Annotated in this window: 11 protein-coding genes and 1 pseudogene; 6 read left to right on the plus strand and 6 right to left on the minus strand. The window is 35.7% G+C overall.

Annotated features, from left to right (window positions below; genetic code table 11):
- Positions 1–2: 2 nt before the first annotated feature.
- Both JOE44_RS22505 and JOE44_RS22510 read right to left on the minus strand, forming a co-directional pair.
- Entirely contained in the window at positions 3–914 is a 912-nt protein-coding gene (locus JOE44_RS22505; RefSeq protein ID WP_209787789.1) for an ATP-binding cassette domain-containing protein, read from the minus strand.
- A 107-nt stretch (positions 915–1,021) separates the two neighbouring features.
- A complete protein-coding gene (locus JOE44_RS22510) occupies positions 1,022–1,372 on the minus strand; it encodes a T9SS type A sorting domain-containing protein (RefSeq protein ID WP_089690001.1) in 351 nt (116 codons plus the stop codon).
- A 118-nt stretch (positions 1,373–1,490) separates the two neighbouring features.
- Here JOE44_RS22510 and hemB point away from each other — a divergent pair, with 118 nt between their 5' ends.
- Positions 1,491–2,480, plus strand: a complete 990-nt coding sequence (gene hemB / locus JOE44_RS22515) for a porphobilinogen synthase (protein ID WP_079242899.1) — start codon at positions 1,491–1,493, stop codon at positions 2,478–2,480.
- 82 nt (positions 2,481–2,562) lie between these two features.
- Here the strand turns inward: hemB and JOE44_RS22520 are convergent, their stop codons facing one another.
- Positions 2,563–2,856: a TM2 domain-containing protein gene (locus JOE44_RS22520; protein ID WP_209787792.1), complete on the minus strand. Its 294-nt coding sequence runs from the start codon at positions 2,854–2,856 to the stop codon at positions 2,563–2,565.
- 155 nt (positions 2,857–3,011) lie between these two features.
- Here JOE44_RS22520 and lptB point away from each other — a divergent pair.
- Positions 3,012–3,737 (plus strand): annotated as a pseudogene (lptB, locus tag JOE44_RS22525) (LPS export ABC transporter ATP-binding protein); the annotation flags it as partial.
- Positions 3,738–4,160: 423 nt separating this feature from the next.
- Positions 4,161–5,969 carry an ABC transporter ATP-binding protein gene (locus JOE44_RS22530; RefSeq protein WP_348635061.1) on the plus strand — a complete coding sequence of 603 codons (1,809 nt, stop codon included), beginning with the start codon at positions 4,161–4,163 and terminating at the stop codon, positions 5,967–5,969.
- Between the two features lie 49 nt (positions 5,970–6,018).
- Here JOE44_RS22530 and JOE44_RS22535 read toward each other — a convergent pair whose 3' ends face one another.
- Complete coding sequence (locus JOE44_RS22535; protein WP_209787798.1) at positions 6,019–6,483, minus strand: carboxymuconolactone decarboxylase family protein; 465 nt, start codon at positions 6,481–6,483, stop codon at positions 6,019–6,021.
- A gap of 184 nt (positions 6,484–6,667) precedes the next feature.
- A complete protein-coding gene (locus tag JOE44_RS22540; protein ID WP_209787801.1) occupies positions 6,668–7,240 on the minus strand; it encodes a Crp/Fnr family transcriptional regulator in 573 nt (190 codons plus the stop codon).
- A gap of 95 nt (positions 7,241–7,335) precedes the next feature.
- Here JOE44_RS22540 and JOE44_RS22545 point away from each other — a divergent pair, with 95 nt between their 5' ends.
- Positions 7,336–8,289 (plus strand): YafY family protein, encoded by a 954-nt coding sequence (locus JOE44_RS22545; protein WP_105681205.1) that lies wholly within the window; start codon positions 7,336–7,338, stop codon positions 8,287–8,289.
- Positions 8,290–8,515: 226 nt separating this feature from the next.
- On the opposite strand, the gene JOE44_RS22550 is transcribed toward JOE44_RS22545, so the two are convergent.
- Positions 8,516–9,007: a DinB family protein gene (locus tag JOE44_RS22550; RefSeq protein WP_209787804.1), complete on the minus strand. Its 492-nt coding sequence runs from the start codon at positions 9,005–9,007 to the stop codon at positions 8,516–8,518.
- A gap of 171 nt (positions 9,008–9,178) precedes the next feature.
- Here JOE44_RS22550 and JOE44_RS22555 point away from each other — a divergent pair, with 171 nt between their 5' ends.
- Both JOE44_RS22555 and JOE44_RS22560 read left to right on the plus strand, forming a co-directional pair.
- The gene (locus tag JOE44_RS22555; protein WP_209787807.1) at positions 9,179–9,763 is read left to right on the plus strand and encodes a hypothetical protein; all 585 of its coding nucleotides are present in this window, start codon (positions 9,179–9,181) and stop codon (positions 9,761–9,763) included.
- Between the two features lie 335 nt (positions 9,764–10,098).
- Positions 10,099–12,519: a TonB-dependent receptor gene (locus JOE44_RS22560; RefSeq protein ID WP_209787810.1), complete on the plus strand. Its 2,421-nt coding sequence runs from the start codon at positions 10,099–10,101 to the stop codon at positions 12,517–12,519.
- Positions 12,520–12,644: the final 125 nt, after the last annotated feature.

The following is a 12,644-nucleotide window of genomic DNA, read 5'->3' on the forward strand; positions in this document are numbered from 1 at the left end:
AATTAAGAATGGTTACTGACAGCGTTAATAAACACTTCATTCATACTAGGAATTCTTTCGTCGAAAGATCTTACTTTACCTACCTGTACCAGATCAAGAAGCACATTATTTTGGCTCTCCTCATTTTTCAGATCAAAAGAAACAAGATTGTTTTCATTAGATAAATTGAAGATCTCATATTTATTTTTGAAATTTTCAAAATGATCACTGCTTACTTCAGAAAGCGTAATCCCAAAAATATTTTTCTTGAATTTTTCTCTTACGTCAAAAACCCTTCCGTCAATAATTTTCTTGGAATTATTAATCAAAGCAACATAATCACACATTTCCTCTACACTTTCCATTCTGTGGGTAGAAAGAATAATGGTTGTTCCGTTATTTTTAAGATCAATGATCTGATCTTTGATTAAGTTGGCATTCACAGGATCAAAACCCGAAAAAGGTTCATCAAGAATCAAAAGATGCGGCCTGTGAAGAACGGTAACTACAAACTGAATTTTTTGTGCCATCCCTTTAGAAAGTTCAGAAAGCTTTTTCTTCCACCACTGATCAATGTTCAGTTTTTCAAACCATTTTTTGGCTTCATTCAAAGCATCACTTTTGGTCATTCCTTTCAGTTCCCCGAAATATAGAATTTGATCACCAACAGTCATGTTTTTGTACAGTCCTCTTTCTTCAGGCATATAGCCAATGTCTTTGATATGGGCAGGGTTCAGTTTTTGTCCATTAATAAGGATTTCTCCAGAGTCGGCCTGTGTAATTTGGTTAATGATACGGATAAAAGAAGTTTTTCCGGCTCCGTTGGGGCCTAAAAGGCCATAAATACTGCCTTTTGGAACATGGATGCTAAAATCATCCAGGGCGACCTTTTTTCCGGCATTATAGGTCTTTTTAATATGTTCAGCTTTTAGCATTAAATTGTTCTTTTTACTATTAGTATGAAAAAGTCCCGAAAGTTACGGAAATATTAAAACAGAATTAATGTAAAAGAAAAAATCCTGATGATTATCAGGATTTTAATTTATTGTTTCACGATTTGAGTAACTTTCTGCGTGTTGTCACTTAAAATATATCGGATCATATATTTTCCGGGCTTTAATTTTTCAATATTAATCTCTCCGGAATTCATATTCACCGTATAACTAGCAACCTGCATACCCAAAATTGAATAAAAAGTCACACTTTTGATTCTTAACGAAGAATCTTTTGCCTTAATAATAAGGAAATCCTTTGCAGGATTTGGATAGGCAAGCAATACACCATCATCCGCCTTTTGAGTGATGGAACCCGGCTCTCTAAGCTGAGCTTTTAAATTGTTGGAAAATCCAACAAAAGTGCCTACAAATAGAAATAAAAGTAAAAGTTTTTTCATCAAATTTATAATTTCTCGAATATATATAACAAATGTAATAAATTCTACAATTTCGTACAATAGTTTTTTGCAGAACTTATATTAAATTTGTAGAAACTTATTCAAAAAGTATTCCAAAATGATACATTCAAGAAATAGAAGACTTAGAGTTAATGAATCTATCAGAAGTTTGGTAAGAGAAAATGTGCTTACAACTGATGATTTTGTAATGCCGATCTTCGTAATGGAGGGCGAAAACAAGCAGGAGGCAATCCCGTCTATGCCGGGAATTTTTAGGCGGAGTATAGATTTAACAGTGAAGGAATGTAAGGAATTATTTTCTTTGGGGGTAAAAGCTGTCAATTTGTACATGAAAGTGTCAGAACACCTGAAAGACAATACAGGAAAAGAAGCCTGGAACAAAGACGGATTAATGCAGAACACCATCAAAGCTATTAAAGACGCCGTTCCGGGAATGGTTGTGATGCCTGATGTAGCCCTGGATCCTTATTCAATCTATGGACACGACGGAATCATTGAAAACGGCAAAGTTTTAAATGATGCTACCAATGATGCACTGGCAAGAATGTCAGTTTCTCATGCAGAAGCAGGAGCTGATCTTGTGGCACCAAGTGATATGATGGACGGAAGAGTACAGATCATTCGTGAAGCATTGGAAGAAAGCGGATTTACAGATGTAGGAATTGTAAGTTATGCAGCCAAATATGCAAGCTCTTTCTATGGACCTTTCAGAAGTGCCTTAGACAGTGCACCGAAAGATGATATGGAAATTCCGAAAGATAAAAAAACTTATCAGATGGATTTTCACAATACCCGTGAAGCATTGAACGAGGTATTTAAAGATATCCACGAAGGAGCAGATGTGATCATGATCAAACCGGGACTTCCTTATCTGGATATCGTTTCCAAAGTACGTGAAGCTATCGATCTTCCGATTGCAGTATACAATGTAAGTGGAGAATATGCCATGGTAAAAGCTGCTGCCCAAAACGGCTGGCTGGATAATGACAAAACAATCATTGAAAGTTTGACGTGTTTCAAAAGAGCAGGAGCAGATATGATCTTTACCTACTTTGCAAAAGAAGCGGCTATCTTATTAAATAAATAATAATTAAATTCATCCCAATAAAAAAAGAGATTACCCAAACAGGCAGTCTCTTTTTTATTTATAATAGGTTGATGATAATTTCTTATAACCACCCTTTTTTTCCATAAACATAAGTGTCATCAAAGTGTTTGTCACTCATAAAGAGATATAAAATACCCTCAATAAAAGGAATAATTGAAGCTGCACCAAAAGTAACGACATTCAGAACCAACTGAATGATTCCCTCTTTGGTATAACCCAAATAAAACTTATTTAAAGCCAGCCATCCCACAAGAATTCCCAATATGGCAGCTGGGATTTTCTTTTCCGAACGGTAAGGAACATTGCTTTGCTGGTTTTGTACATTCTCTGTTTTTGTGTACCCGTAATTTTCCATTTCTTATTATTTGTAATTGATTGATATGTTTTATGATGAGTAGATTAAAATGATAAAAAGTTACAATGGTTTGTAAATGAACAAGTTTGCATTTAACCTAAACAAGTTTGCATTTAACCTATAAGTGAAGTTTATATTTTTGATATATTTGCCCTATGATTTTACGAGGAGAAAACTTAATCAAGGAATACGGTCCTAAAAAAGTTGTAAAAGGCGTTTCTGTACAGGTTCAACAGGGAGAAATTGTTGGTTTGCTGGGTCCGAATGGAGCCGGAAAAACCACATCGTTTTATATGATCGTAGGGTTGGTTAAGCCCACTTCAGGAAAAATTTTCCTGGATAAACAGGAGATTACTACTGATGCTATGTACCGAAGAGCTCAAAAAGGAATCGGGTATCTGGCTCAGGAGGCTTCTGTTTTCAGAAAACTTTCCGTAGAGGAAAACATTATGGGAGTTTTGCAGCTGACTAAGCTTTCAAAGCGTGAGCAGCAGATCAAATGTGATGAACTGATTGAAGAATTTTCTTTACAGCATGTCCGTAAAAACAGAGGAGATCTTCTTTCCGGAGGAGAAAGACGTAGAACCGAAATTGCTCGTTGTCTTGCTACAAGCCCGAACTTTATCCTTCTGGATGAACCTTTCGCAGGGGTAGACCCGATTGCCGTAGAAGATATCCAGAAAATTGTAAGAAGCCTTGTGGATAAAAACATCGGAATTTTAATTACCGACCACAACGTACAGCAGACTTTAGCCATTACCAACAAAACCTATATCATGTTTGAAGGAAAGATCCTTAAAGAAGGACTTCCGGAAGACCTGGCAAATGATCCGCAGGTAAGAGAAGCGTATCTGGGTGAAAACTTTGTTTATCAGAGTATTTTGGATAAGCCTAAAAAGAAGAAATACGCTTACAATATCTGGGCAGGTAATTTTGATTCAAAAGCACAGTTTCAGGGATTTGTCAATGATAATTTCAAACAGTTTGATGACCTGAGACTGATGTATGGTTTTGAAGATATCAGTTTTGCCTCATTAGCCAACTCTGAAATTGAGCATATCTTTAATGATATTGTGGATAAGAATGCCAACAACTCATTTGTTTTTCAGAAAAAGGAAATTAATTCTCAATATTCTCTGGAACAGGCGGAAGCAGAGTCTAAAGAAGCAAGCAGAAAAGAGCTGCACTACCTTACGACTTATATGTATGAGGGATAAAATATAAAGCATTTATTTGCTGAATATGATAATAAAACGTACCTTTTTCTTTTGAAAGCGGTACGTTTTTCATTTAAAATGATTTCTATGGCTAAACCTTTTAACAGAACCGTTACTTTATTCGGAATTTATAAACAGCTTGTCCCATTCATCAGACCTTACCGATTAATGATTTACGGAACCCTGTTTCTTACTTTTCTCGGAGCTTTGGCAGCGCAGGTGAACCCAATTGTTTTGAAATATACAGTAGATGAGGTGACTAAGCTTACCCATCTTCCACATCCCATGTCAGAGGGAATTCATATTCTTATCATCATTTCCATTATTTTACTGGGAAAGGAATTGCTGAATATCTTTATCAATTTCGGACAGAAATTTTATGGGGAGAAGATTAGAATTAACGTAAGCTCGGTATTGGCACAATCGGCGATTGATAAGATTTTAACCTACAGGGTTGCTTATTTTAATGATGAAAACCATGAGTCCGGAAAACTCCAGATCAGGATCGATCGTGGAATAGAAAGTCTGACAAGGCTGGTTCAGAATTTTTTCATTGATATCCTTCCTCTTTTTTCCAATGCAATTATTGCGCTGATCATTATGTACATGCAGAATGTTTATGTGGGGCTTGTTTCAACGATTATTGTTCCGATTTATTTTTACATAAGTTCTTTGCAGGCCAAAAAATTGGGAGGAGTCCGCCGCCAGCTCAGAAATCAAAGGGAAAGAAAGACATCCGGACTTTTAAATCTGATTAATTCTATTATGGTCATTAAAAGTTTTGTCCGTGAAAAATTTGAAGGAAAAAAACAATATGATCTTCAGATGGAGTTGATGGAAAGCCAGATGATCACGAGAAGAACCAATTTTATCTATGATGGATTAAAAACTTTTATAGAACAATTCGGAGTGGTTCTGATTATTCTTTTAACCGTTTATCTGGTTCTCGATCAGCAAATGACTATTGGTGCTATCATGCTTCATATTATGCTTTTTAACAATGTTTCAGCACCTATTCGTCAGCTTCATAGAATTTATGATGATATGAACGATGCCATGATTTATGCCGAAGGTTATTTCGATATTCTGAATGCAGATAACGAGATGGAATCGAACGGAAACTTTGTAGAAAAACAAATCAAAGGAACTTTTGAACTGAAAAATGTAGATTTTACGTATCCCAACGGAACAAAAGCTTTACATGGTGTTTCTATGAAAATTGAAAATGGGAAAACTACGGCTTTGGTAGGATTAAGTGGTGCAGGAAAGTCTACAGTTATTAATCTTTTATGCAAATTTTATCTTCCGGATTCAGGAAAAATTCTTTTGGATGGAGTTAACCTTAATGAATACGACAATACCTTTCTGAGAAGTGACCTTGGGCTGGTACTTCAGAAAAATCATATCTTTCAGGGAAGCATAGAAGATAATATCCGTTACGGAGATATGAATGCAAGTTTTGAAGAAATTCAGGAAGCCGCAAAAAAAGCTTATCTGCACGAGCAGATTATGGATCTTCCCGACAAATACCTGCATGATGCCACTCAGCTTTCCGGAGGACAGCAGCAGAGAATTGCCATTGCAAGATTATTTCTTAAAAACCCTCCGATTATCTTTTTGGATGAACCCACAGCCAGCCTGGATGCTATCGCTACTGAACAGATCAAAAATTCTCTGGATGCTATAAAAGAAGGAAGAACGGTAATTATCATTTCTCATTCCCTGTCACAGATTCTGGATTCAGATACCATTTATGTGATGAAGAAAGGACAAGTGGTAGAGAACGGAACTCATGATGAACTTTACAATAAAGAAGGAACTTATCGTGAAATTTTCGATGCATCAGCAAGGAGTCTGAACCTCGATAAACTGGTGAATACTTTTAAAGAAAATTAAACAAAAAACTCAGCGGTCAGGCTGAGTTTTTACATTTCTACAGTATTGCTTAAAGTGCTTTTTCAGGAACCTGATAAGTACCTACATCAGCTCCGAAAGCAATATTAATTCTGTTATAACTGTTGATGGCAATAACAGCCATGGTTAAATCTACCATTTCAGTTTCAGAAAAATGATGACTTACCTTTGAATAAATCTCATCATTCACTTCTTTACCGTTTAAAGCAGTTAAAGTCTCCGCCCATAAAAACCCTGCCTTTTCTTTATCTGTATAAAATGAGCATTCTCTCCAGGCGCTTACCAGAAATATTCTCTGCTCAGATTCCCCTTTCGCTCTTAATTCTTTGGAATGCATATCCAGACAAAAAGCACAGCCATTCATTTGTGAAACTCTGAAATACATCAGTTCCAGAAATGAATTGTCCAGTGAAGAATGCTGTATCTGAAATCCCATGTTGTGAAGTGCATTTATAGCCTTATTTCCGATCGCAAATGCGTTGATTCTTTGTGACATAATATTTGTTTTTGTGATTAATTATGTGACAAATGTAGAGTGGAATTTCCCTGAATTTTTTTACAAATGATAAATTTTAAAAGGAAAGATTTTAGAAGCTAGAAGCTAGAAGTTACTATTAGGTAGAGGATATATACTCAGTCTGCAATAACTTCCCTCTTCCAGCTTCCATCACCCCTTCTTCTCATAATTTCTGTGCTCTGATTCTGCTCAGGGAAACCTGAGTGATGCCAATATAATCAGCAAGATCCCCAAGACTGATGCGTTGAATAAGATCAGGTCTTTGTTTCAGAAAATTGTGATACCGTTTTTTTCCATCATCTTCCAGCATTTCACTGATCCTTCCCATCATATTCACCGGAGCTTTTGAATACAACTTACTGAAAAGTGTTTCTGCCGTATGATATTTTTTGCATAATCCTTCAACAACATCTCTGTGTACCCGAAGAACTTCTGTAGGTTCCAGAGCAACAATCATATATTTTGATGGATTTCCGGTAAGAAAACCGCTCAACTCTGCGAAAAAAGCATTCTCAGCAAAAAATGTCATGATAAAATCTTTATCTCCATTGTCAAAAAATAGTTTTACAAGCCCTTTTTCAATGAAATAAAAATACCTGCAGGTTTCATCGGCTTTTAACAGAAAATCTCCTTTTCTGTAAGTTTTGGATTCCAGATTGGAAACAAGTCCGTCTATCACTGCCTGTTCCGGTTTTAAGATTTTTTCAATAGATTGAACGAAATGAGTGTGAAGCATAAATAGGAAACTGTTTTGTGAAAATAAAATTAATAAAAAAAGCGGTCCTATTTATAAGCCATACTTCGAAAAAGAATTTTTAGCTTTGTTATATAATGAACGACCACTATCTTAAAAAACTAGACCGGGTAACGGCCATCCTTACCCAGCTGCAGTCTAAACCTATTGTGAGGGCTCAGGATCTGGCTGAAAAATTCGATGTCAGTATCAGAACCATTTATCGTGATGTGAAAACGCTGGAAAATGCCGGGATTCCCATTGTGGGAGAAGCGGGTAACGGATATTCATTAATGGACGGCTATAAACTTCCTCCGATCATGTTTACCAAAGAAGAGGTGTTAAGTTTCATTACCGCGGAAAAACTGATGCAGAAATTTTCCCATCAAAGCTTAGGGAACCATTATCAGGCTGCCATGGAAAAAGTGCGTTCAGTGCTGAAATATTCGGATAAAAATCTGATTAAAAATATTGAAAAACAGATTGATGTTTTCAGCTTTCATACAGATTCCGGGGACTCGCTGAAAAATGTGATTCCTATTATTCTCGAAAGTATTGCAGAGAAAAGCCAGTTGAATATAAAATATCAGACGGTAGACGGGAGAGTGAATAATAGAACAATTGAAACAGTGGGGATGTTTTTTGAGTTTAATTTTTGGTACATTATGGCATTCTGTATGTTGAGAAAAGATTTCAGACAATTTCGTATTGACAGGATTCTGGAAATTTCAAAAACACCGAATCCTTTTGTGCAGGAATACGGACAGGTGAATGATTATCGCAAAAAATCAAATGGAAATAAGGTTAAAGCTAAACTTCTGGTTGACAAAAAGATCATGAATCACCTGGTAAATTCTAAAAAATATTATGGACTTATAGAAGAAGTAGAAACCGAAAATGGAGTAGAACTGACTTTTGAAACAGAATGGATCAATGACGGGTTTCCCCGCTGGCTCATCACTTTTGCAGACTATGCCACAGTTCTGGAACCCGAAAGTCTTCGCACACGATTGAAAGAACTGCTTCTGAAAATGACAGAAAGACATCAATAAAACCCCAACAGAACATCTGTTGAGGTTTAAAGACTTAATTGAGGCAAATAAATGAAATGGTTAATAAGCGAAGAGCAAAATCACAAAAAAGCAGTGGTGTTGAGTCGCAAAAAAATGATATAAGTTGTTGGTGAATTGAAGAAAAATCACTGTTGAAAAAATGACATTGCAGAGGTGATTTTTTTCAGGATTTCCACCTTTTTGCGATTTTATCCTTCCGTTTTTATTAGAATCTTTCCCAGAAGAAAGGAGGTTCAATTCCCAAAGCTCTCAGATACACATATCCTTGTCCACGGTGGTGAACCTCATTATCTACAAAATAAAGAATGTTTTGATATACCGGAAACTCATACTCTCCAAATAAATTGAAAGTTTCCTGGAAACGATCCTCAGAAATCAGATTGAAATAATGATTAATCACTTCTGTTTCTTCATCCCACTTCTTTAAGATTTCTTCTTTTGTTTTCGGATTGAAAGCTTCTTCGTTGTAAGCTTCTGTAGTCCCTTCCACAATTCCTTTTAAAGCAGGTCCGGCAATTCCGATCAGTTCTACTGCAAGCTTTGCAAATGGTCTCATTCCGCCTACTGAAAATTCAAATAGTTCTTTCTCAGGAAAAGATTCAATGACTCTTCTCGTCAGATTTCTGTGTCCCTGCCAATCGTTTAATAATTGTTCAGAAGTCATGAATTGTTTTGTGGCTGTGGCTGTAGTTGTCATAATGTATTTGTTTTGTTTGTTGTTGATACAAAGGTAAGAGAGGGCTATGACAACAGTTTGTCAGTAGGATTTTTGATATTGAAAAAATATTTTTTTAATCTTCAAATATTGGCTCTAATTTTGCGTTAGAAGAGTAGTGTATTACTAAAAAAAATCGCAATTAATAGAATTATGAAGAAGTATATTTTGCCTGTTGTCACTGCTTTTTTAGTAGTATCATGCAATAAGATAGAGGAAAAAATTGACCAGACTGTTCAAAAAACTACCGAAACCGTGCAGCAAAAAACACAGGAAGTGGTGGAAGAGACGGTAAAGAAAACAGTCAATGAATCTATAAATTCTTTAACCAATTCCGAAGACGTTAAGTTTAATACTGTTTTTCCTGGTACAGGAGCTTCTATAGTTTCTGAAGAAAGGGGTAAGAAAATTAAAATTCCGGGAAGATCTGAAGGGTATATTTTCAAATACAAAGCAGATATTGCAGTACTGCTTCCGTTTCTGGAAGGACAGCCTGCTTCTGACGAAAGTAAATCTGATAAAACTGCCCGAAAGATTAATGGACAGAATATTATTGATAAAATAAGTTTCCTATCGAAATTTCTTCCTGACAATACATTTGATGCAAGTATTCTTGAAGATATTAAATCCGATAAAAACATTCAGTATTATAAGCTGAAAAGATTTCCCAACAGTAGTACAATCATCTACAACCCAAAAAATCAGACCATCATACAATACGTAGAGGTAAATAAATAATTTGGATATGGCCGGTTTCTCCCGGCCATTTTTTATTCCCACTCATTGCGAGCCATAGGCGAAGCAATATCAACCCGTTGAAAACTACTCATCAGAACGAATGAAATCATGTTTATTTCCGATGTTGAGTAATTAATTTTTTTATACAAATATGATGTTATTGATTTATTTTTTTTCTTGTTATTAATAAATTACTTTATGTTTTGTGAACTAATTGTGATTTTTGTGAAATGGTATAGTTTTCGTTAATATGTAATTGAATTATTATTATATGTTTTGTTTTTGTGTTTAATGTTAATTTTTTTATTAGATTTATTGAATAATTAACAATTGACATGAAAAATAATTTATTTAATGGAAAAATCTATGCATTAGTATTAAGCGGAGCAGGTGCTATGGGATATGCTCAGGACAGCATAAAACAAAATAAAATAGATGAAGTGGTGGTTACCACAGGTAGAACCAAGCCCAGAACCATCATTACCTCTGCCATTCCTATTGACAATATTTCGGCAGTACAGCTAAAATCCACGGGGCAGGTTACTTTTGATAAAGCTTTGACGTATGCTGTACCCTCTTTTAATTCATCACAGCAAACTGTTTCTGATGCAACGGCTCACTTTGATCCTGCAGATTTAAGAGGATTAGGGCCTTCCAGAACATTGGTTTTAGTGAACGGTAAAAGAAAAAATCAAAGTGCTTTAATTTATGTAAATGATACACCGGGAAAAGGTGAAGTAGGTACAGATTTGAAAAGTATTCCTTCAGCAGCCTTACAAAATGTAGAAGTATTGAGAGATGGAGCATCTGCACAATATGGCTCGGATGCTATTGCAGGAGTAATTAATATAATTCTTAAAAACAGTGTGGGAAAAAGCACGGTCAATCTTTTTTCAGGTATTACATCAAAAGGAGACGGTTTTAATATCGGAGCAGATTTTAATACGGGAATCAGAGTAGCAAAAACAGGAAGCCTGAATCTTACATTCGGATTTTCCTCTCAAAATAAAACGAACCGCGCAGGCTCTGTTACAAAAGACGAACTTTTTGGTGTCGATAATGCCTGGACACAAGCTAATCCTGGTCTGGGAATGATTATAGGGCAGCCGGAAACAAAAGTGGGCAATATGTTTGTCAATTTTGAATTGCCAACAGGTGAAACAGGTAAATTTTATGCTTTTGGGGGTACCACTTACAGAAGTGGGACTAGCTTTGCTTTGTACAGAACGCCCTATTGGGTAACTTCAGATTTTGGTTTATTAACTCCACAAGGACAACCTTACAATGGATTTCAACCACAATTTAAAACAGATGTTTACGATTATAATTTAACCTCCGGATGGAAAGGAATGTTTGGAAAATGGAGTTTTGATGGCAGTGCAACCTTTGGCTCTAATGCCGTAGATTATGCTGTAGGAAATACTATTAATACATCTTTGGGGGCAAATTCACCAACCTATTTTAAAGCAGGTGGCCACCAGTTCAGTAATATTATTGGAAACGTAGATATCAGCAGGGATTTTGGTGCCCTTGTTTTAGGAGCCGGAGCTGAAGTACGTAATGAAAATTATCAGGCAAGGGCAGGAGAAGAAGCATCTTATAAAGGAAGTGGAGCAGAATCATTTCCGGGACTGCAGCCTCAAAATGAAGTTAACAAAAATCGTCAGAATATCGGAGCTTACATGAATGCTGAATGGGATGTTACGAAAAACCTGTTAATTGGAGGAACTGTGAGGTATGAAAATTTCAGTGATTTCGGAAATAATGTTTCATGGAAAGGAAATGCAAGATATAAATTACTGGATGATAAATTGGTTTTCCGTGGGTCGGTTTCTACAGGATTCCGTGCGCCTTCATTACACCAGATTTATTACTCTAATGTTCAAACCAAAATTACAGGGAATACAGTAGCTAATCAGGGTACTTTTAATAATGACTCTCAAATTATAAGATCTGATCTTGGGGTGCCCAAATTAAATGCTGAAAAAGCCTTTAATATTACGGGAGGATTTGCCGTAAAGCCTTTTAAAAACCTTACTATTACAGCGGATTATTACAGAATAAAAATTAAAGACAGGGTACTTTTCTCAGGAGATATTGGGTACAAAACCGGTGCTCCGGGAAGTCCGGATCTGACAAACCCTGTGGAAGTCATATTAAACAATAACAAAATAACCTCCCTGAAGTTTTTTACCAATGCGGTAAATACAGTGACTGAAGGGGTTGATTTTGTAGCGAATTATTATACTTCTGCTATTGGCAAAGGAAAATTGGGAATTATTGCTGCTTTCAATTATAACGAAACTAAGATAGTAGATAATATTGCTGTTCCGCCTATTTTGGCTGAAAACGGCTATTCAGAAAACTTTTTTGATAGAAAGGAACAATCCAGAATTATCTCTGCAAGACCAAAAACAAAAACTATTCTTAGCCTTTCGTATGATATTTCAAAGTTTAATTTTAACCTTAATAATACGTATTTTGGTTCGGTTACATGGCAGCACGCTACTGATCCTGCCAAAGATCAGACATTTTCCGGTAAGGTAATTACAGACATCGTTTTAACCTATAAAATCACGAATGATCTTAAAGTTTCCGGAGTTGTCAATAACTTATTTAATATTTATCCGGATATAATAGACAGCAAAGGAGATGTAGTAACAGATCTTGGAGGAAGGTTCAAATACCCTTGGGAGGTGAATCAGTTTGGATTTAACGGAACTATTTTTCAGCTCAATGTCAATTATACTTTTTAACTCATCAATAAGGAATTGAAATTTGCTTGTCATGCTTAACAATGAGAAAGCAATTTCAAAAGATATACAAACATCTATGTAAAATTGCCTGGTATTAATTAATGTCAGGCAATTTTTTTTTCAGA

Origin of the sequence: Chryseobacterium sp. PvR013 (assembly GCF_017833095.1) — a bacterium.
Classification (GTDB): domain Bacteria; phylum Bacteroidota; class Bacteroidia; order Flavobacteriales; family Weeksellaceae; genus Chryseobacterium; species Chryseobacterium culicis_A.

Excerpts from the sequence above, each read along its gene's own strand:
- JOE44_RS22555 (WP_209787807.1), top strand. The coding sequence starts at position 9,179 with ATGAAGAAGTATATTTTGCCTGTTGTCACTGCTTTTTTAGTAGTATCA.
- JOE44_RS22560 (WP_209787810.1), top strand. The coding sequence starts at position 10,099 with ATGAAAAATAATTTATTTAATGGAAAAATCTATGCATTAGTATTAAGC.
- JOE44_RS22510 (WP_089690001.1), bottom strand. The coding sequence starts at position 1,372 with ATGAAAAAACTTTTACTTTTATTTCTATTTGTAGGCACTTTTGTTGGA.
- JOE44_RS22530 (WP_348635061.1), top strand. The coding sequence starts at position 4,161 with ATGGCTAAACCTTTTAACAGAACCGTTACTTTATTCGGAATTTATAAA.
- JOE44_RS22535 (WP_209787798.1), bottom strand. The coding sequence starts at position 6,483 with ATGTCACAAAGAATCAACGCATTTGCGATCGGAAATAAGGCTATAAAT.
- JOE44_RS22550 (WP_209787804.1), bottom strand. The coding sequence starts at position 9,007 with ATGACAACTACAGCCACAGCCACAAAACAATTCATGACTTCTGAACAA.
- hemB (WP_079242899.1), top strand. The coding sequence starts at position 1,491 with ATGATACATTCAAGAAATAGAAGACTTAGAGTTAATGAATCTATCAGA.
- JOE44_RS22520 (WP_209787792.1), bottom strand. The coding sequence starts at position 2,856 with ATGGAAAATTACGGGTACACAAAAACAGAGAATGTACAAAACCAGCAA.
- JOE44_RS22540 (WP_209787801.1), bottom strand. The coding sequence starts at position 7,240 with ATGCTTCACACTCATTTCGTTCAATCTATTGAAAAAATCTTAAAACCG.
- JOE44_RS22505 (WP_209787789.1), bottom strand. The coding sequence starts at position 914 with ATGCTAAAAGCTGAACATATTAAAAAGACCTATAATGCCGGAAAAAAG.
- JOE44_RS22545 (WP_105681205.1), top strand. The coding sequence starts at position 7,336 with ATGAACGACCACTATCTTAAAAAACTAGACCGGGTAACGGCCATCCTT.